Origin of the sequence: Acinetobacter sp. CIP 102129 (assembly GCF_000368305.1) — a bacterium.
Classification (GTDB): domain Bacteria; phylum Pseudomonadota; class Gammaproteobacteria; order Pseudomonadales; family Moraxellaceae; genus Acinetobacter; species Acinetobacter parvus.
Genome location: NZ_KB849340.1, coordinates 258,596 through 277,959 on the forward strand (window position 1 = coordinate 258,596; position 19,364 = coordinate 277,959).

Annotated in this window: 14 protein-coding genes and 3 tRNA genes; 10 read left to right on the plus strand and 7 right to left on the minus strand. The window is 45.6% G+C overall.

What is annotated here, in order from left to right:
• Positions 1-152: 152 nt before the first annotated feature.
• A complete protein-coding gene (locus F973_RS05370; RefSeq protein WP_004760512.1) occupies positions 153-1,772 on the plus strand; it encodes a hypothetical protein in 1,620 nt (539 codons plus the stop codon).
• Between the two features lie 176 nt (positions 1,773-1,948).
• Positions 1,949-2,875 (plus strand): hypothetical protein, encoded by a 927-nt coding sequence (locus tag F973_RS05375; protein ID WP_004760513.1) that lies wholly within the window; start codon positions 1,949-1,951, stop codon positions 2,873-2,875.
• Between the two features lie 83 nt (positions 2,876-2,958).
• Here the strand turns inward: F973_RS05375 and F973_RS05380 are convergent.
• From F973_RS05380 to F973_RS05405, 6 genes are all read right to left on the minus strand, one after another.
• Positions 2,959-3,034: transfer RNA gene (locus F973_RS05380), tRNA-Glu, on the minus strand.
• A gap of 244 nt (positions 3,035-3,278) precedes the next feature.
• Positions 3,279-4,685: an amino acid permease gene (locus F973_RS05385; RefSeq protein WP_004760514.1), complete on the minus strand. Its 1,407-nt coding sequence runs from the start codon at positions 4,683-4,685 to the stop codon at positions 3,279-3,281.
• Positions 4,686-4,798: 113 nt separating this feature from the next.
• A tRNA-Glu gene (locus tag F973_RS05390) sits at positions 4,799-4,874 on the minus strand.
• Between the two features lie 55 nt (positions 4,875-4,929).
• Positions 4,930-5,005, minus strand: a tRNA-Ala gene (locus tag F973_RS05395).
• 58 nt (positions 5,006-5,063) lie between these two features.
• Positions 5,064-6,572, minus strand: a complete 1,509-nt coding sequence (gene gltX / locus F973_RS05400) for a glutamate--tRNA ligase (RefSeq protein ID WP_034432349.1) — start codon at positions 6,570-6,572, stop codon at positions 5,064-5,066.
• Positions 6,573-6,679: 107 nt separating this feature from the next.
• Positions 6,680-6,988, minus strand: coding sequence for a hypothetical protein (locus tag F973_RS05405; RefSeq protein ID WP_004683432.1), 309 nt, complete (start codon positions 6,986-6,988; stop codon positions 6,680-6,682).
• A gap of 409 nt (positions 6,989-7,397) precedes the next feature.
• Between F973_RS05405 and F973_RS05410 the strand changes: the two genes are divergently transcribed.
• The 8 genes from F973_RS05410 to F973_RS05445 all read left to right on the plus strand — a co-directional run bounded on the left by F973_RS05410 (position 7,398) and on the right by F973_RS05445 (position 16,612).
• The gene (locus tag F973_RS05410) at positions 7,398-8,393 is read left to right on the plus strand and encodes a sulfate ABC transporter substrate-binding protein (RefSeq protein WP_004760516.1); all 996 of its coding nucleotides are present in this window, start codon (positions 7,398-7,400) and stop codon (positions 8,391-8,393) included.
• Between the two features lie 194 nt (positions 8,394-8,587).
• A complete protein-coding gene (gene rsmH, locus F973_RS05415; protein ID WP_004678793.1) occupies positions 8,588-9,514 on the plus strand; it encodes a 16S rRNA (cytosine(1402)-N(4))-methyltransferase RsmH in 927 nt (308 codons plus the stop codon).
• Positions 9,511-9,849 (plus strand): cell division protein FtsL, encoded by a 339-nt coding sequence (ftsL, locus tag F973_RS05420; protein ID WP_004678792.1) that lies wholly within the window; start codon positions 9,511-9,513, stop codon positions 9,847-9,849. Before rsmH ends, ftsL begins: the two co-directional genes overlap by 4 nt.
• A 10-nt stretch (positions 9,850-9,859) precedes the next feature.
• Positions 9,860-11,692, plus strand: a complete 1,833-nt coding sequence (gene ftsI / locus F973_RS05425; protein ID WP_004678791.1) for a penicillin-binding protein PBP3 — start codon at positions 9,860-9,862, stop codon at positions 11,690-11,692.
• Between the two features lie 3 nt (positions 11,693-11,695).
• Positions 11,696-13,195, plus strand: coding sequence for a UDP-N-acetylmuramoyl-L-alanyl-D-glutamate--2,6-diaminopimelate ligase (locus F973_RS05430; protein WP_004760517.1), 1,500 nt, complete (start codon positions 11,696-11,698; stop codon positions 13,193-13,195).
• Between the two features lie 22 nt (positions 13,196-13,217).
• Positions 13,218-14,615 (plus strand): UDP-N-acetylmuramoyl-tripeptide--D-alanyl-D-alanine ligase, encoded by a 1,398-nt coding sequence (locus F973_RS05435; protein WP_004760518.1) that lies wholly within the window; start codon positions 13,218-13,220, stop codon positions 14,613-14,615.
• Entirely contained in the window at positions 14,616-15,734 is a 1,119-nt protein-coding gene (gene mraY, locus F973_RS05440; protein ID WP_004678787.1) for a phospho-N-acetylmuramoyl-pentapeptide-transferase, read from the plus strand. It begins immediately after the preceding gene.
• Positions 15,735-15,793: 59 nt separating this feature from the next.
• The gene (locus F973_RS05445) at positions 15,794-16,612 is read left to right on the plus strand and encodes a putative RNA methyltransferase (protein WP_004760519.1); all 819 of its coding nucleotides are present in this window, start codon (positions 15,794-15,796) and stop codon (positions 16,610-16,612) included.
• Between the two features lie 13 nt (positions 16,613-16,625).
• Here the strand turns inward: F973_RS05445 and ponA are convergent, their stop codons facing one another.
• Positions 16,626-19,208, minus strand: coding sequence for a penicillin-binding protein PBP1a (gene ponA / locus F973_RS05450; RefSeq protein WP_081399902.1), 2,583 nt, complete (start codon positions 19,206-19,208; stop codon positions 16,626-16,628).
• Positions 19,209-19,364: the final 156 nt, after the last annotated feature.

A 19,364-nucleotide genomic window follows, 5' to 3' on the forward strand; every position in this document is an offset into this window, starting at 1 on the left:
GAATAGCGGCAGTCTTTTTCTTAATTTTGTAGGGTACGTGGGCTAATATGTACTTTATTAGCAAATCAGCATGACAGTGATCATAAACTTTTGCTGAACTCAGTCAGCTCGTGATATTTTACTTTTATATAAGTACAAAATGTAACAGAACTATGCTCCCAACGAAGCTGTTAAAATTGCGTTTGTCTCGGATTGCAAAGGGAAAGGAACATCTTTCCACTCAGGACAAGTTGATGCTGGTGAGTATGGAAAGTCCTGATCTCAGTGCCAACTTCTTTTTACGGCTCTTTAAGATGTCTTTGCCAAAAGAGTGGAAATTCAGACATGAGACAGAAGAGGACATTCTGTATTCAACACAACTGATTCAATTGGTTGAGGATGAGTTTATTCCTGCCTATGAAAGCCATGCCAGAAAATATGCCTGGTATGAACAGTGCCTGATGTATCGACTAAACTTCATTACGCCACAACCCACTCAGCAGCAAATCAACCTCTATTTGCGTCAACTCGACCTATGTTTGGACCAGCAGCCTAAACTGGATTTGCTTCATCATTTTCAGCAGAAATATCCAAGTGCCCAGCATGCGGTGGCACTGGCGAAGTCCTATGCAGGTGCAGGGCAATATAGGCAGGCCATCACGCAATATGAATGGGCAGCGCAACAATCCACCCAGCGCAATGAAGTTGCCTTTTATGGCTATATCGACTGCCTGCTTAAGCGGAACCAGCCTGAATATAAGCCACAGCTGAGTGATGTGGAATATGCAGTTGAGTTGTTAAACCAATCTGGCAAAGTGATTGACCAGAAAACCCATGCCATGCTGTTGCAACGGGCAGTGGGCCTGTTGTTACCCGCCAACATCTTGCAGACACGGGCAACTGAAACCAATATTCTGGCGGATGTTGGACGTGGTTTAAATTCACTGGGGAAATCCTTGGGAGGAATACTGGGTGGAAGAGAGTTGCATCTTCCTTATAGTCAGGATGTGATTGCCAGTGCGCCCCAGCTTTTAATGGATCAGATCATTGTTGCGAGCCTGGTTTATTCACATAACATGCAGGCAGCGTTAAAACGTATTTTAAATCCTGAAAATGATTCGACAATCACACAGGATAATGCTGAACAACAACTTGGGCGTTTATGGCTTGCTGTTCAGGCCAATCCTGATATTTTGAAATTATTGAACCAACCCGAGCAATTAACAACAACACTGACCAATACAGAGGCATTGCATGAGAGCTGTTTAAATCTCGGTTCAATCCAGACCATTCTGGAGCATGGCTTAATGGCCTATCTAGGCGATATTCGCCTGGATAAACACCATCCTGAAAGAACGGCCTTATATGAGCAGCGGGATGTGGTGGTTGCAGAAATGACTGCATTTGCCCAGTGGTTCCATCAGGATGTGTTAAAGACTTACCTTGAGCAACAAACTAAACGATTGCAGCAGCTACAAGGTTTGTTAAGTGAACAGACGATTGAGGGAGCACTATCAAGTGGGCTGTTTGCCTATCAGTTTGAACAGCAGCAGCGGGCTCAGGGTCTGTTTAACTGGATGCAGCAAAAACTGGAAAAGGGCAATGATTTTTACAGGATGCAGGCTGCATGGGTGGCGCTGAGGGAAATTGTTTATTTTCAGCTTGAGGAGGCGAAAGAAAAGATCGAGTTACTCCAGCAGGCTTTGGAAAAGTATAAAACCATCCGTCTGGAACAGGTGTGGGTACGACCAGAACAGCCTGAAACCACATCTATCAAAGAAGATGAAAAGTAACGTTTTTTTTATTAGAGATTGTATGTCTGGTGCATTAAATAATTTGAAGTTACGCAACAAAAAGACGCAATTTGCCATGCGTTGCATGCTAATCTAGAAAAAACGTTGAATAAGTTTAGAAAGTAGAGTGTAGCCCATAGAAATGGGCCAGTAAGAAAGGGAAGAGGGAGAACATCTTGAATCGACAAGATGATAAAAAGGCAATGTTTGATATTATGCCAGCAGACTCAGATGAATCGGGTGAAAAACCATCGCTGTCACGTCGGCTGATCAACAAGACCCTGCAACACGCGCAGGATGCGGTTGAGTTTGCCACTGACACATCCCGTAACATAGCAGGTGTCGCAGACGCTGCCCTGGATCATGTGACTCACCATACCAAACGGGGAGTGGAGGGAATGCGTAACTCCGTGCGTGACATGGTTTCCGAGACTAGTGAGGCAGCACGTCAGGTTGCACTGGCAATGGCGAGGGCATCTCTGGGTAAGGGGGCAATTACCCTGTATTTGCCTGAAATGTTATTGAACAGCCAATTGCGTAAACGCATCAATCGGGCGGAAATTGATGATATCAAGGTGGAATGTGGCAATGACCGTTTTCACATTGAACTGGACGGGCATTACCGCCGTTTTCTCTATCGTCTTTCACTTGAGTTCAATGTGCTGGAATGTCGCATTGGTCAGGAAAAGTATCTGCGTTTACGCCAGATTGATGAACATCTGGACCTGCAAATCCGTCATGGTGGCACGCTAACCAACTGGGCGGCACGTCGGGTGGGTAATGTCAGCTTTGAAGTCATTAATTCCTTGCCGATTCCCTTTTTAATTAATCACCTGATCCGTGATGTGCCAGGCATCCAGAAAGAGGGGCATCGTTTATGGTATATCGACCTTGAGGAAGCGGGCTTTATTGACTTCATTAACAACCGTTCATGGATGGTTGATAAACTGCTCAGTCTGTCTGATTTTAGCATCCTGCCTGGTTTGAACATTTTGCAGGAAAGCCGTGAGCTGGTACAGCAACTGGTGGACCAGTTTGAGATCCGTGGCTTACGGGTACAGTCAGGACGGCTGGAAGTACAGGTTGGCATCGGAACAGATTAGGGTAGGGGCGTATTGTATACGCCCTGTAAATTGCATATGTCCAATAAAAAAGCCACTGTCAATGCAGTGGCTTTTTTAGAATTTGGCGTCCCTACGGGGATTCGAACCCCGGTTACCGCCGTGAAAGGGCGATGTCCTAGGCCTCTAGACGATAGGGACGTTTCAGAGGTGGGCGTATATTAGGTTGAATTGCATAGGGTGTCAAACACTTTTCTAAAGAAAATCTAAAAAAATCTTGTGGGTGTCTAAAAATAAAGCGTTGTGCGGAATAAATAAGCAAAAATGGTTTTAAGGTCAGTTGTTTCAGCCAAATCACCTTTTATGGAGATAAAAAATGCAACTTGAGCAAGCCAAAGCGATTGAAGCTTTGGCGAAGTGCAAGTGCATTTTTATTGAGCCAATTTTATGTACGGTCACGATAGAAAATATAATGGCTGAGATAACAGGCTGCAATAAACAGTAAACATCCGATAAAGCCAGCCTGCATTTCAGGATCTGCCGCCATACTTAAACCTGTAATAAAGCAGAAGACAAAACCCAAAATCGGAACAATCGGATAAAGTGGCGCAGCAAACTTGAGGTCTTTTGCGGAGTGACCAGCCTTGTACCATGCACGTCTAAAGTTGAACTGACTCCAGCAGATGCTCATCCACACAATCACCATAGTAAAAGCGGCAATACCGAGTAAATTCTTAAAAATGGTTTCAGGGGCAAAATGCTCTGATAATAGTCCTGGAATTGCACCAAACATAGTGACCACCAGCGCGATTATAGGTGTGCCGCTACTTGACAGGCGTGAGAACACCTGTGGAAGCTGGCGCTGGGCGGACAATGACCACATCATCCGTGATGCTGCATACAGACCAGAATTGGCGGCAGACAACAGTGCGGTAATAATCACGAAGCGCATAATGTCATCGGCATAAGGAATACCAATGTAGTTAAACACAGTCACAAAAGGACTGTTGCTTACACTTTCACCACCCAGGCCTGCAACCTGAAATGGCAATAAGGCACTAATCACCACGATGGTGCCGACAAAGAAAATCAGTAACCGCCAGATTGCGGCGTTGATGGCTTTTGGCACATTCACCGCAGGGTCTTTGGTTTCACCTGCTGCCACTCCAATCAGTTCAGTGCCTGAAAAGGCAAAGTTTACAATCAGCATGGTGGTGAAAATTGGAACCAGTCCCTGAGGAAACCAGCCTTGTGCAGTAAGGTTGTGGAATAAGGGGGCAGACTCGGCACCGTGGAAAGGAATCAGGCTGAAAATTGCCAGCAAACCCAGGATAATAAAGGCAACCACAGTCACCACCTTAACCAGTGCCAGCCAAAATTCAGATTCAGCAAAAATACGGGTTGAGCTGAGGTTTAATGCAAAAATGGTGATGGCAAAGATAATGGTCCAGATCCACATGGAAATATGTGGAAACCACTCCTGCATCAGCAAGGCCGCAGCCGTAAATTCGGTCCCTAGGGTTGCGGTCCATGTCAGCCAGTAGACCCAGGAAATCATGTATCCCGTACCTGGACCAATGTATTTTTGCGCATATGCACCAAAGGAACCCGCTACAGGCATGTGTACCGCCAGTTCACCTAGACAGAGCATGACCATATAGGCGATCAGGCCACCTAAAATATAGGCAATGATGGCAGCTACTGGACCTGTTTGGGCGATGACTTCACCAGAACCAAGAAATAGACCTGTACCAATTGCACCACCTAAAGAAAGCATGACTAAATGGCGGGTACTCATCGCACGTTTCAGTGCCTTGGTTTCTGAATTCGCATTTGAGTTGGAAGATTGCATAGCACAATTTGTCCAGGCATGGAGAAGCGGCTATTTTATGGAAAATTCGGAAATGTGCAATCTGAATAATGGAAAGATTGAGAGAAAAGTATAATTATTGGATAAACAGAATATGGCGTCCCTACGGGGATTCGAACCCCGGTTACCGCCGTGAAAGGGCGATGTCCTAGGCCTCTAGACGATAGGGACAGGTGAGGCAGTCATTTATCTGCATGGCGCAGATGAAAAATACACATAAGAAACTTGGTGGAGTCAAGCGGGATCGAACCGCTGACCTCTACAATGCCATTGTAGCGCTCTACCAACTGAGCTATGACCCCAGTATGTGTGACAGCAATCTTAGGGGGATTGCCATCACACGTCAATGATTAGATTGAATTAATTTTCACTGTTTGCATCATTTTTCGGCAATTTCAGCGTTTCATTCAACTTTTCCCAAACTTTCAGTTCTTTCTTGCTTGGAGAGCCAATAATCTCAAGCGCATGGCGTAGACGGGCAAAGGTCAGGTCAGGCCCAATAGTCACCATGGATTGCATGACAGGCGTGGAGCTGGTTGAACCTGCAATCGCAATAAAGAATGCAGGCATGAAGTCACGCAGCTTCACTTCCATCTGGTTTGCCAGGTCCATCAGGGTCTGGCTGACTGTGTCATTGTTCCAGGTGAACTGGCTTTCCAGACGCCAAATGGCAAACTGTAGACTTTGGCGAACCTGTTCTTCAGACAATTTCTTGCTTTCAAACTGCTCCTTGCTAATTTGAGGCATGTGGTTAAAATAGAAACCTGCCCAGTTTACTGCTTCAGACAACAGGTTAATACGTGGCTGAATGGCGGCGGCAATATCTTCCAGCGTTTGACGGTCATTTTTCCATGCCAGTAAACGGTCCAGCAATTGTCCAGGAGTCAGTGCCTTGATCCATTGACCATTCAGCCAGTTGAGTTTTTCAACATCAAAGATTGGACCACCCAGTGAAACACGCTGTACATCAAAGTTTTCCACCATTTCCCCTAAGGTGAACACCTCACGCTCATCTGGCATTGACCAGCCCATACGGCCTAAATAGTTGAGTAGAGCTTCTGGTAACACGCCAATGTCGCGATAATAGTTGATGGAGGTTGGATTTTTGCGTTTAGACAATTTTGATTTGTCTGGGTTACGCAATAAAGGCATGTGGCACAGGGTTGGCATGTCCCAGCCAAAATATTGATACAGTAACTGGTGCTTTGGTGCGGAAGGTAGCCATTCCTCACCACGCAATACATGGGTGATTTCCATCAGGTGATCGTCAACCACATTGGCAAGGTGGTAGGTCGGCAAGCCATCAGTTTTTAACAATACCTGCATGTCCACCTGTGCCCATGGAATCTCCACTTCACCACGCAACAGGTCATTGATCTTACATACACCGTGTTCAGGGACTTTCATGCGGATCACATGGGGCTCGCCCGCAGCAAGACGACGTTCCACTTCTTGCTGAGATAATTTTAGCCCACGACCATCATATTTTGGTGTTTCGCCACGCGCCTGCTGTTCCGCACGCATCTGGTCAAGTTCTTCCGCGGTTGCAAAACAGTAGAAAGCATGACCTTTTTCAATCAATTCCAGAGCATACTGCTTATAGATTCCCATCCGTTCCGACTGGCGGTAAGGCGCATGCGGCCCGCCAACATCAGGACCTTCCGACCAGTTTAGACCCAGCCAGCGCAAAGAGTCCAGAATCATCTTTTCAGATTCTGGTGTTGAGCGAAGCTGGTCAGTATCCTCAATACGGAGAATGAACTCACCACCATGCTGTTTGGCAAAACACAGGTTGAACAGCGCAATATATGCAGTGCCTACATGCGGAAAGCCTGTAGGAGAAGGAGCAATACGGGTACGAACTTTCATAGAGAAATGAGTTTTTAAAATAAAATTGACACTATTATAACGAAAAAGCCTAGTCACGACATGACTAGGCTCATTTAAACATGCAAGGGGACTACATATTTAAAAAATCAGGAATTTTGCTGCTGGAACAGGCTCTGCACAAAACGTGAAAAACGCTGGTTCTGCGTTGCAAAGAAATTCTGTGTTGGCGTGGTGCGGATGGTGTTCAGCATTTTCAATTCATCATCTGTCGCTGGAATCATACTGATGTTGCGTTTTTGCTGATCCAGCGCCTTGCCGATAAGTGAAGATGAGGTCGATTTATCAATCGTTTTTATGTTACTGCTTTCTTTAATTGCAGCAGCATGCCCGAACTGGACTGAACATGCCAAAAATAGACTTAAGCATAGTGTTTTTTTTAATTTTAATGCTCGCATTGATACGCCCCTACATGATTTCGAGTCTAAAAGACTAACTAAGCAAATATACTATTGCTTTAATGATACAATTTAAACATAAATATTAATGAAAAAGTGGAATGGCATCACATTTTTGCAAAAAAAGATAAAGTTCCATTAATTTTATGTCCAATATTTATAGCTGTGTAGCTACTTTGTGTGCAAGTTAAATTTAGCAGGCAAATATGTAGAAAGCGTGAAGAAGTGTCATTATTCTTTATTTTATTAAACTTTATCAATTTTAGCTTTTTTTTTACTAAGTGTAGGCGGTTTTACTATATCTCTAAAACTGGATAGTAAACAAATTATTGGTATAACCATATGATTGTAAAATAATTATAAAGAAATATAGTGGTCGTCAATGGGGCGAAAAACGAGTAATTGGTCAATGAAAAAATTAATTGCGACTGCTGTATTGGCATTGGGCCTGGGTGGAGTGGCACATGCGGCAACAACTTTCCTGAATGTTTCCTATGATCCAACACGCGAGTTCTATCAGGAATACAACCAGGCATTCGGGCAATACTGGAAACAACGTACAGGTCAGGAAGTTGACTTTAAGCAATCTCATGGCGGCTCTGGCAAACAGGCAAGGTCTGTAGTTGATGGTTTGCAGGCGGATGTGGTGACCTTGGCGCTGGCCAATGATATTGATGAAATTGCCAATGCAGGCCTGATTCGAAAGGACTGGCAAAAACAGTTCAAGGATAATTCCGCACCGTATACCTCAACCGTGGTTTTTTTGGTACGTAAAGGTAATCCTAAAAACATCAAGGACTGGAATGACCTGACCAAAGAGGGTGTGGAAATTATTACCCCCAATCCAAAAACAGGGGGTGCGCCACGCTGGATTTATTTATCTGCCTGGGGCTATGCATTGAAGCAGCCAGGTGGGAATGATGCAAAAGCGCGTGATCTGGTGAAAAAGCTGTATCAAAATGTCAAGGTGCTGGACTCTGGTGCGCGTGGTTCATTAACCACCTTTGCTGAGCGTGGCATTGGTGATGTGCTGTTGTCCTGGGAAAATGAGGCTTTATTGGCGACTCAGGGGCTCGGCAAGGATAAATATGAAATTGTTTATCCCTCCATTTCAATTTTGGCAGAACCCTCGGTTGCCATCGTGGATAAGACCGTGGATAAAAATGGAAACCGCCAGTTGGCGCGTGGCTATTTAAATTTCCTGTACTCACCTTTGGGACAGGAGCTGGCGGCGAAACATTATTTCCGTCCCCGTAATCCTCAGGTTGCGACAAAATATGCAGCACAATTCCCAAAAATTAAGCTGTTTAGCATTAATGATGTGTTCGGTGGATGGGCAAAGGCGCAGAAAACCCATTTTGTAAATGGTGCGATCTTCGACCAGATTTATTCAGAGAAGCAATAAACACTCAGAACAAAAGCAGCGTCAATAAACGTGAAAAGCAAATACACAGCATGTATTTGCTTTTTTTGCAAAAAAGATGAAGAAAACGGTTTTATCTATAGAAATTTAAGAATTCTCTACAAAAAGTCGTTTGGTACTGGCATAAAACAAGGTAATAATGTGCAGTTACATTTTTAGCTATTGATCTATTTCTTATGTCGCATATTTCTGTCTTACTTCATGAAACCGTTGATGGCGTATTGGCAGGTCGCGACACAGGCATTTATGTCGATGCCACCTTTGGTCGTGGCGGACATACCCGACTGTTACTTTCAAAGCTGGATCAGAATGCGCGTGTTTACGCATTTGACAAAGATCCCCAAGCGCTTGAGGTTGCGGCACAACTGGAACAGGAAGATTCCCGTTTCAGGATCATCCATGCCAGTTTTGCCGATATTCAGGCGGAGCTTGCCAGAATCGGCATTACTGAAGTCGATGGCATTATGGCGGATTTGGGCGTGTCATCGCCGCAGCTGGATCAGGCAGAGCGTGGCTTTAGCTTTATGCAGGATGGGCCACTGGATATGCGGATGGATAATTCGCAAGGTCCAACAGCAGCACAATGGCTGCTTGAAATCGAAGAAGAAAAACTGGCCAATATTATCTATCAATATGGTGAGGAGCGTTACAGTCGCCGTATCGCCAGGGCGATTAAGCAGGCGGGTGAAATCACCACCACCGCGCAGCTTGCTGAAATTGTCAAAACCGCACATCCAAAATGGGAAAAGCATAAGCATCCCGCAACCCGTAGCTTTCAGGCCATTCGTATTGCCATTAACAAGGAACTGGATGATATTGAGAAATTCCTGCCGCAGGCGGTAGAATTGCTCAAGGCAACAGGGCAGTTGGCGGTGATCAGCTTCCACTCTCTGGAAGACCGTTTAATCAAGCAGTTTATTCAAAAAGAATCGAGTCTGGCTGAAGATTCAGGCTGGGGCATGCCACAGGCACAGGTGGATACCCGACGTTTAAAAAAAGTTTCACGTGTTCGCGCCAGTGAAGCGGAAATCAAGGCAAATCCCCGTTCGCGGAGCGCATGGCTGCGCGTGGCGGAGCGTTTAGAGCAGAAAGGCAAACAATGAATAACAACAATAATGATGATATTTTATCAAGCGGCAGCAAGGGACTAAAAAAGGTCGTTGTTTACGCTGTACTTGTTGCACTGGTGTTTGTCAGTGCAATGATGGTGGTGTTTCAGGTATTTGAGTATCGCCATGATTATCGTGACTTAAGTGCCTACATGCGAGAAAAGGATGACTTAAACGCAGAGTGGGGCCGTTTGCTGATTGAGCAACAAACCTTTGGTGCCACGGCACAGATTGGTTCCCGTGCGGTCACGCAACTGCGCATGTTTTCACCGCCTGCGGCACAAACGGTTGTGATTTCTTTACCTATGACTTCAAAGCAAGACAAATAAGGCATGCTGTATGGCAGATAAGCGAAGCAAACCAATACGAAAAAAACAGCAGTCCATTTCGGAAAGACCCACCCTTGCGCTGGATATGTGGCGATTTTACTTGCTTTGGGGAACCGTGCTGCTGTGCTTTGTGGTGATTGTGGCGCGCGCTTTTTATGTACAGGTGGTCAATAAGGATTTCTTGCAGAACAAGGCCAATGCCAATATTCTGCGGACTGAACGTTTAGAAGCAATGCGTGGAGTGATCAGCGACCGTCATGGTGTGCCACTGGCGATCAGCACCCCGATTATGAAGATTGTCATCGACCCAAGGGATTATTGGGAAGCCAAACAGCTTTATGATGAAACGATGGCTGAACTTAAAAAAGATCCCACCAGTCGTAAATTAAAACGTCAATTGCCTGATAAAAACCTGAATCTGGATGAGTTGGCAGACGCAGTGGGTATCGATCGTCAAAGCCTGAAAAAGCAGATGAATGATCGTCCACGGTCACGTTATCTAGTACTGCAAAAAGAAATTCCACCGCAACAGGCTGACTTAATTGTTAAGCGTAACTTTCAGGGTGTCTACGCGGAAAAAAGTTATAAACGCTACTATCCGCAACCCCAGCCTAATGCCCAGATTATTGGCCTGACCAATAGTGAGGGAACAGGGATTGAGGGACTGGAAATGCAGTTGAACAAGCAACTGGCAGGGCTGGATGGCGAACAAAAAATTATTCGGGATAAAAAAGGCAACCGTTTAAAAGTTTCAGAAGTCATTAAGGAAGTTGAATCGGGCGAAAATATCACCCTGAGTATTGATTCACGTTTGCAGTACATTATGTACCGTGAACTGACCGCCGCTGGGGTGGCGAACAATGCACGTTCAGCAACCGCGATAGCGGTGGATGTGAAAACGGGTGAAATCTTGGCAATGACCAGTTGGCCATCCTATAACCCGAATGATAAAAATGGGCTTTCCAATAAGGACGCGATGCGTAACCGTGGCGCCATTGATATGTTTGAGCCAGGTTCAACCATGAAGCCGTTTACCGTTGCGGCGGCATTAGAAAGTGGCAAATACACGCCGAACAGCATTGTCAACACCTCACCAGGTTCGATGCGTTTGGGTTCACATACAATTCGCGATACCCATAACTATGGTGCATTGACCCTGACAGGCATTATCGTCAAATCTTCGAATGTGGGGTCAGCCAAACTCGCCTTGTCGTTGCCTAAAGATGCCATACCCTCGTTCTTCCGTCGGGTCGGTTTTGGGCATCGTTCAGATGTTAAATTTCCAGGGGAAAGTGCAGGTCTGCTGTACTCAGGTGATAAGTTGAATCTATCACAATTGGGGACTATGGCTTATGGCTATGGTTTAAATGCAACAATTTTGCAGTTGGCGCAAGGTTATGCCGTGTTGGCAAATCATGGGGTGGAAGTACCATTAAGTCTGCATAAACTGGATCAGCCACCTAAGGGTAAACAGGTGCTTGATCCTAAAATTGCCGATCAAGTGTTGATGATGCTGGAACAGGTTACCATGCCAGGCGGAACAGCGACCCAGGCCAATATTCCTGGCTACCGTGTGGGGGGTAAAACAGGTACGGCACACAAGTTGCGTGCTGACCGTAAAGGCTACTCCAATAATGAGTATCGTGCTTTATTTGCAGGGGTTGCACCGATTAGTGATCCACGTTTGGCCATGATTGTGGTGGTGGAAAATCCGCAAGGCCGTTACTACGGAGGTCTGGTTGCCGCGCCTGTGTTTGCACGAATAATGCAGGAGTCTTTACGTCTGCTCAATGTTCCACTGGATAAGCCACTCGATACCCCACAAAACCCAATCCGTAGGTAAATTATGTCGATTAGTTTTCAACAGATACATCAAATCAGCATAGATGCGGCTTGGTATACACAACCGTTTAAAGGCTTCTGTCTGGATAGCCGTAAGCTTGAAGCGGGGCAAATCTTTATTGCCTTAAACAGTTATAGCCAACCTGAAAAAACACGTCTATTTGCTGAGAATGCCTTGAATGCGGGTGCATTGGCGGTGATAAGTGAAACAGATCTAGGTCTTGCAAATGAATGGGTTTGTCCCGAAGTCCGTTATTTAATGGGTGAATGGCAGAAGCAATATTTACAGGTAGTCGATCCTGTAACAGCGCTGCGTGGCATTGCAGTCACAGGAACCAATGGTAAAACCACCATATCACGCCTGATTGCTGAACTGATTAGCTCGCAGCGCCAAGGCTGTGCAGTGATGGGAACAACAGGCAATGGCATTCTGCCAAACCTTACGCCATCAACACATACCACTTTGGACGCCTTACAGTTGCAGAACGCATTGCATGACTATGCCAAACAGGGTGCCAGTTTTGTTGCACTTGAGGCCAGTTCACATGGTCTGGAGCAAGGCCGTTTGAATGGTTGTGAGATTGAAATTGCGGTTTATAGTAATTTAAGCCGTGACCATCTGGATTATCATGGCACACTTGAAGCCTATGCTGCGGCAAAGGCCTTACTGTTCAGGTTTACAAGCTTAAAAGCCGTCATCATTAATCTGGATGATACCCATTCCAGTCTCATGCTGGATGCAGCCAAAGCCAATCCATCCCAGCCAAAAATTTTGACTTATTCCCTGACCCAGACAAATGCCGATTATCATATCGCCGATTTGCAATACCGTTTGAGTGGGGCAAGTTTTACGCTTATTAGCCCAGCGGGTCGTTATACAGTTCAAAGTCCACTCCTTGGGCATTTTAATGTTGAAAACCTATTGGCGAGCCTGATTGCAGCAGAATATGCAGGTTTTGCCCTGGCTGATCTGGTGCAGTTTGTACCACAGCTCAAGGGTGCACCAGGGCGGATGCAGGTGATACAGGATGCCGAGCGTTTATTTGTGGTAGATTATGCGCATACCCCTGATGCCTTGATTCAGGTTTTAACCACTTTAAAACGGCATGTCACTGGACAGCTTTGGGCAGTATTTGGCTGTGGTGGTGATCGTGATCGAGGCAAGCGACCCCTCATGACTCAGGCCGCACTGGATCATGCCAATCCTGTGATTTTAACGTCTGATAATCCACGTACTGAAAATCCTGAACAGATTTTTACAGATATGAAGCAGGGAATTGATTTTGCTGATCATATTGTGCATGAAATCCATGACCGTCGTGAAGCGATTAAATTTGCGGTGGCACATGCACAGGCAGGAGATATTGTGGTGATTGCAGGCAAGGGGCATGAAAACTATCAGGAAATTGATGGGGTTCGTCACTGGTTTGATGATGTGGTGGAAGTACAGTCAGCGCTTGCTGCACAGTCACATTCTGTAGATTCGGCTTATCCTGCACAATAGGGTCAAAAGGTAAATAAAAACCATGCATACCTCAACCACCAGTACCGTTCCACTCACTCCCTGGACCGCAGAGCAACTTCAACAGGCAACTCAGGGTGAATGGCATCAGCATAAGATTCCTCAAGGGGAAATTAAGCGAATTTTGACTGACTCACGTCATGCGGAAGAGGGTGATGTATTTCTTGCGCTGAAAGGTGAGCGTTTTGATGCTCATGATTTTGTGGCTCAGGTTGCGACTCAAGGCTGTCAAATTGCGATTGTAGAACGTCCTATAGATGTTGATATTGCGCAATTGGTTGTAAAAGATACCCGTGTGGCCTTGGGGCAGCTTGGCGCCTATCGCCGTCAGCAGAATCCACAGCTCAAGGTGATTGCCCTCACAGGCAGTAGTGGTAAAACCACCACCAAGGAAATGCTGGGCAGTATCCTATCTCGTTTGGCGCCCACCCTGATCACGCGGGGTAACCTGAATAATGATTTAGGTGTGCCGATGATGTTGCTGGAACTGCGTCCAGAACATCAGTATGCAGTGATGGAGTTGGGAGCCAGTCATCAGGGTGAGATTGATTACACCTCAAATTTGGTACAACCGCATGTGGCTGGGATTCTGAATATTGGAACAGCACATTTGGGTGAGTTTGGTGGACGTGATGGAATTTGCCGTGCCAAGTCAGAAATCTACACACATATCTTGCCAAATGGTAGCGCAGTTGTCCCTGCACATGATGATTTCACGGCCACCATTCGCCAAAATGCAGATAATCACCCCATCCTGAGTTTTGGCGAGGGCGGTGATGTGTATGCAAGCGAAATTCAACTTAATCCACAGTCTGCGCAATTTAACCTGCATACCCCGCAAGGTAGCCGAGCAGTGAGCCTGCCATTTGCAGGGGCGCATAATGTGCAGAATGCAGCGGCGGCAACGGCTTTTGCCTTGGCGATTGGTATCGAACTGGATGATATTGTTCAGGGTTTGGAGCAGGCGCAGGGAGCGAAAGGCCGTCTGAATTTCATTCAGCAGCAACATTGTTTATTTATTGATGACACCTATAATGCCAATCCAACTTCAATGCGTGCCGCAGCACAGGTGTTGTTGCAGCAGCAGGGCTTAAAAGTCATGGTGATGGGAGATATTGGCGAATTGGGTGACAGCAGTTGGCAGGAGCATCATGATCTGGGTCGTGATCTGTCAGCGTTGCCACTCGACCATTTGGTTGTTGTGGGTGAGTTTGCCACGGCAGCCCAGCAGGGTTCGGCGCATTCAGAAAAGTTATGTGCATGTGCAACACAGGCAGAGGCTTTAGCATTTTTAGTTAATTTAGTTCAAACACATCAACACCAGCCGATCAGTTTCCTGTTCAAGGGGTCGCGCTATACCCATATGGAAACGTTGATGGCGGATTTGATGGAGAAAATTTAAATGTTGTTATGGTTATTTGAGCAATTGGCGGACTATAACAGTTCCTTTCAAGTTGTTCGTTATTTAACATTGCGCTCTTTATTGAGCTTACTGACAGCCTTAACAATTGGGCTGGTATTAGGCCCAGTGATGATTCGTAAATTGCAGGCATTAAAATATGGTCAGGCAGTAAGTTCCTTCGCACCTGAAAACCATGCCAAGAAAATGGGTACGCCAACTATGGGGGGAATTTTGATCCTGCTCTCAATTGGCATTAGTACACTGCTTTGGGCAGATTTATCCAATCCTTATGTCTGGATTGTTCTTGGTGTGATGGTGGTATTTGGTGCGGTTGGCTGGGCAGATGACTGGATTAAAGTTCGTTATAAAGACAATGCGGGCTTACCTGCACGTAAAAAGTTCTTTTGGACTTCAGTTGCTTCGCTTGGTGCAGGTATTGCCCTATATATGATTGCCAAACAACAGGATAATCCTGTTTATACTGCGAATATGCTGGACTTGTTGATCCCTTTCTTTAAAAACCTTTCCATCCCACTTTCGGCTGTTCCATTAGGGTTGGCATTTATTGGCTTTACCTATTTGGTGATTAACGGAGCATCCAATGCGGTGAATCTCACCGATGGTCTGGATGGTCTGGCGATTATGCCAATTGTCATGGTTGCGGCAGGTCTGGGTGTGTTTGCCTATCTGTCAGGTGACATCCGTTTTGCCAACTATCTGCATATTCCTTATGTAAAATATACATCGGAACTGGTGGTGATCTGTTCTGCCATGGTGGGTGCTGGTCTGGCATTCCTTTGGTACAATGCACATCCTGCACAGGTATTTATGGGTGATGTGGGGGCATTGGCACTCGGTGCAATGCTGGGAACGATTGCGGTGATGGTTCGCCAGGAAATCGTATTTGCGATTATGGGCGGTGTATTTGTGATGGAAGCGGTTTCGGTGTTCCTGCAAATTGGTTCATTGCGGATGCGGAACAAGCGTGTATTTCTCATGGCGCCTTTGCATCACCATTATGAAAAACAGGGCTGGAAAGAAACCCAGGTGGTGATCCGTTTCTGGATTATTACCATTTTCCTGGTTGTGTTGGGATTAATGACCTTAAAATTACGTTAAGCCATGATTCAAGAGAGAAGCTGGTGAATACCAGCTTTTTTTATGTTTGGAGAAAATAGATGAGTGTATTGATGTGTCCTGTTTGTCGCGAAGCATTGAATTTGGCCGCAAATTCTTGGCAATGTGAAAAAGGGCATCATTATGATGTGGCCAAACAAGGCTATGTCAATCTGCATGTGGTCCAGCATAAACACAGTAAAACACCGGGGGATACGCCAGAGTCGGTACTGGCACGCCGAGAATTTTTACAGGCTGGTTTTTATCAGCCCTTACAGCAGGTGATGGTGGAGTTGCTGCAACAACTCAAGCCAAAAGCGGTTCTGGATATTGGCTGTGGCGAGGGCTACTATACCCATGCCATGCAGCCTTGGACAAAACACTGTGTTGGTGTTGATATTGCCAAAACCGCAGTGCAAAGGGCAGCAAAACTCAATTCACGGGTAGTCTGGGTGGTGGGTACAGGGGCAATATTGCCTGTACAGGATCATTCAATTGATGTCTGTACCAGCCTATTTAGTCCCATTCCTCAGCAGGAAATTACAAGGGTATTGAAAGATGAGGGTTATCTAATCATTGCCACACCTGCACCAAGACATCTTTATGCATTGCGTGAGGCATTATTTGAACAGGTCAAACTGCATGAGCCGCAGAAATTTGTTGAGCAACTGAATGCTGAATTTGAAGTGAAACATGAACAGCTTGTTGAAGCACCCTTGTCATTGGATCAGCAGGCATTAAAGAACCTGATTGCCATGACCCCTTATGCATATAAAGCCAATCCAGAACGGCGAAAGGCGATTGAGCAACAACAGTATTTTGCAGTGACAGCCGCATTTCAAATTTATGTTTTCCAGAAAACAAACAGGCCATCAATTTGATGGCCTGTTTGTTTTACTGAATTTCATTGATGAGGTTTTCAATCTGATCCCTTTGTGGGGGATTCTGTTGAGAGGAACCCATTGTTGGTGGCTGTTTTTGGGTTGGCAGCATGATTTGCTCCTCACCTGAGGTTGAATCAGGTAGGTCTGAGAAGTCATTTTGTGCTGAGCGATCAGGTACTGGTGGTGCTGGACGGTACAATGGACGTGCCAACGGTGGAGAGGCGCGATATTCCTTTTTGTCGTCGCCTTGCTGTAGCTTATCGCGGGAAATAGGCTCTTTTGCCTCCTTATCCAGACGTACCCAGGCAGATGGCGTATCCTTGAGTGAATTGGCCATAAAGTTGGTCCAGATAGGCAAGGCTGCGACACCACCATATTCACGGCGGCCCAGAGTCCGTGGCTGATCAAATCCAACCCAGGCAATTGCAACCAGTTTTCCATTAAACCCAGCGAACCAGGCATCCTTGGCATCATTGGTGGTTCCTGTCTTGCCACCCAGATCATCACGACCAATTTTGAGTGCGGCACGACCTGTACCATGCTGAATCACGTCACGTAAGATATTTGCCATGTCATAGGCCGAGCTTGATTTTAAAATACGTTGTGCCTGACGATAGTCACTGTTGGTTTTGCTTGCTTTATCAGAGTCTGTAGCTGTAATTTGGGTTTCAGAAGCAGCAGTTGCATCATCTAGAGTTTGATTGGTGATTTCCTTAACGTCCCCATCTTGCTGTTTTTCAGCTTCTTCGGGTTGTGGCTCATTATGCGCATTGGGATCATTAATACATGGAATACAGGCATACTCAGGCTTGGTCTCGTAAATCACCTTGCCCGATGCATCTTCAATCCGCTTGATGAAATGGGGCTGGATTCGGTAGCCACCATTGGCAAAGGTGGCATAACCTGTCGCCATTTGTACAGGCAGTACTTGTGGGGTTCCCAGCGCAATGGTGTAGTTACGGGGAATCTGTTCCTCTTCCAGACCAAAATCCATAAACAGTTGGCGTGCACGCTCAATACCCACATTTTGCAACAGTCGGACTGATACGGTATTTCGTGATAAATAGAGTGCACGACGGAGTGGAATCATCCCCAAATAACGTCCATCGGAGTTTTTGGGGGACCACTTGCCAATGGTGATTGGACTATCGTTCACCATGGTGTACGGGGTCATGCCACGTTCTATTGCGAGTGCATAAACGAAAGGTTTAATGGTTGAACCAGGCTGTCTCCAGCCCTGTACAGCACGGTTAAACTTGGATTGATAGAAGTTATAACCGCCAACCACCGCTTCAATTGCCCCGTCATTTGGATTGAGGGCAATCAATTGTCCCTGAACTTTAGGCACTTGAACCAAAGACCAGACGCTCTTGTTCTCATTTGGGCGCAGGCGAATGATATCTTTTACTTTTACAATTTGTGAGGCATTTGAAGGACCGCCACCAACACTGTTGGCATTACGATAAGGTCTTACCCAGGACATGCCTGACCAATTCACCGTAACTGTGGACCCATCCTGCATTAATGCATCAAAGGAATTATTATTGACCTTAATTACTTCTGCTGGATAAGTATTGGCATAGGCCATAAACTGGTTGAGTGGTTTATCATGCGCTTCAGGACCGCGCCAGCCATGACGGCGGTCATATGCTTCCAGACCCTCCTGAACAGCTTCCTCTGCATAACGCTGGCGATTACTGTCAATGGTGGTATAGACCTTATAGCCAGAATCAATTGCCTGTTCACCAAAATGCTCAACCAGCTCGGCCCGTACCATTTCCCCCACATAAGGAAAGACGTTGCTTACGGAACGGTCAATCATGTTGAGGTTAATCGGTTCGGCAACAGCTTTCTGGTATTGGGCTTGATTGATATAACCCAATTGCAGCATGCGACCAAGAATCCAGTTTCTCCGCTCAAGCGCACGTTCTGGGTTGACCACAGGATTGTATTTGGAAGGTGCTTTTGGCAAGCCCGCAATCATTGCCATTTGTGCTGTAGTTAATTCATTAATATTTTTGTTGTAATAGATTCTTGCCGCCGCCGCGATGCCGTAAGCATTTTTGCCTAAAAAGATTTTATTGACATAGGAACTTAAGATTTCCTGCTTGGTCAGGTTTTGCTCTATTTTGCGAGCAAGAAAAACTTCAGTCAGTTTGCGTCTCAGCGTTCTTTCAGGACTTAAATAATAATTTTTTGCCACCTGCATGGTAATGGTTGAACCGCCTGTTTGCACATCCGAACCTGTCACGGATTCAGTTAAGGCTCGGCCCAAGCCCTTGAAGCTAATACCGTTGTGTTCAAAAAAAGAGGAATCCTCAGCAGCCAGAAAAGCATGGATAAAGGTGGTAGGAATTTCCTCATACTTTACGGGAATGGAGAGTTTGCCACCATACTCAGCAATGAGCTTGTTATCCGCCGTATAGACTTGCAATGGTTTTAATAAAGGTGCCTTTTTTAATGAACTCATATCTGGCAATGAGGGTGCTAGATAGAGATACATGCCATAAAATCCCATTGGAAGTGAGACTAAGATAATAATAAGGATCAAAAAAAATGGCCGAACAATACCAGAACTGGATAGCTTTTTCATAATAAGTAAGTTTTAATAAGAGCGAATGGCAAACTAATTGTGGTCAGTATATCCTTTAGACATACGGATTGTTAGATGAGATATTGTATCCGTATCAATTAAAGACCAAAACAGATTAGTGAGTTGTACTTTTGGGGATAAAAAAATAAATAGGAA

Bases quoted from the DNA above. Each gene is read 5' to 3' on its own strand.
- F973_RS05370 (WP_004760512.1), top strand. From the start codon at position 153: ATGCTCCCAACGAAGCTGTTAAAATTGCGTTTGTCTCGGATTGCAAAG.
- F973_RS05385 (WP_004760514.1), bottom strand. From the start codon at position 4,685: ATGCAATCTTCCAACTCAAATGCGAATTCAGAAACCAAGGCACTGAAA.
- gltX (WP_034432349.1), bottom strand. From the start codon at position 6,572: ATGAAAGTTCGTACCCGTATTGCTCCTTCTCCTACAGGCTTTCCGCAT.
- F973_RS05405 (WP_004683432.1), bottom strand. From the start codon at position 6,988: ATGCGAGCATTAAAATTAAAAAAAACACTATGCTTAAGTCTATTTTTG.
- F973_RS05410 (WP_004760516.1), top strand. From the start codon at position 7,398: ATGAAAAAATTAATTGCGACTGCTGTATTGGCATTGGGCCTGGGTGGA.
- rsmH (WP_004678793.1), top strand. From the start codon at position 8,588: ATGTCGCATATTTCTGTCTTACTTCATGAAACCGTTGATGGCGTATTG.
- ftsL (WP_004678792.1), top strand. From the start codon at position 9,511: ATGAATAACAACAATAATGATGATATTTTATCAAGCGGCAGCAAGGGA.
- ftsI (WP_004678791.1), top strand. From the start codon at position 9,860: ATGGCAGATAAGCGAAGCAAACCAATACGAAAAAAACAGCAGTCCATT.
- F973_RS05430 (WP_004760517.1), top strand. From the start codon at position 11,696: ATGTCGATTAGTTTTCAACAGATACATCAAATCAGCATAGATGCGGCT.
- F973_RS05435 (WP_004760518.1), top strand. From the start codon at position 13,218: ATGCATACCTCAACCACCAGTACCGTTCCACTCACTCCCTGGACCGCA.
- mraY (WP_004678787.1), top strand. From the start codon at position 14,616: ATGTTGTTATGGTTATTTGAGCAATTGGCGGACTATAACAGTTCCTTT.
- F973_RS05445 (WP_004760519.1), top strand. From the start codon at position 15,794: ATGAGTGTATTGATGTGTCCTGTTTGTCGCGAAGCATTGAATTTGGCC.
- ponA (WP_081399902.1), bottom strand. From the start codon at position 19,208: ATGAAAAAGCTATCCAGTTCTGGTATTGTTCGGCCATTTTTTTTGATC.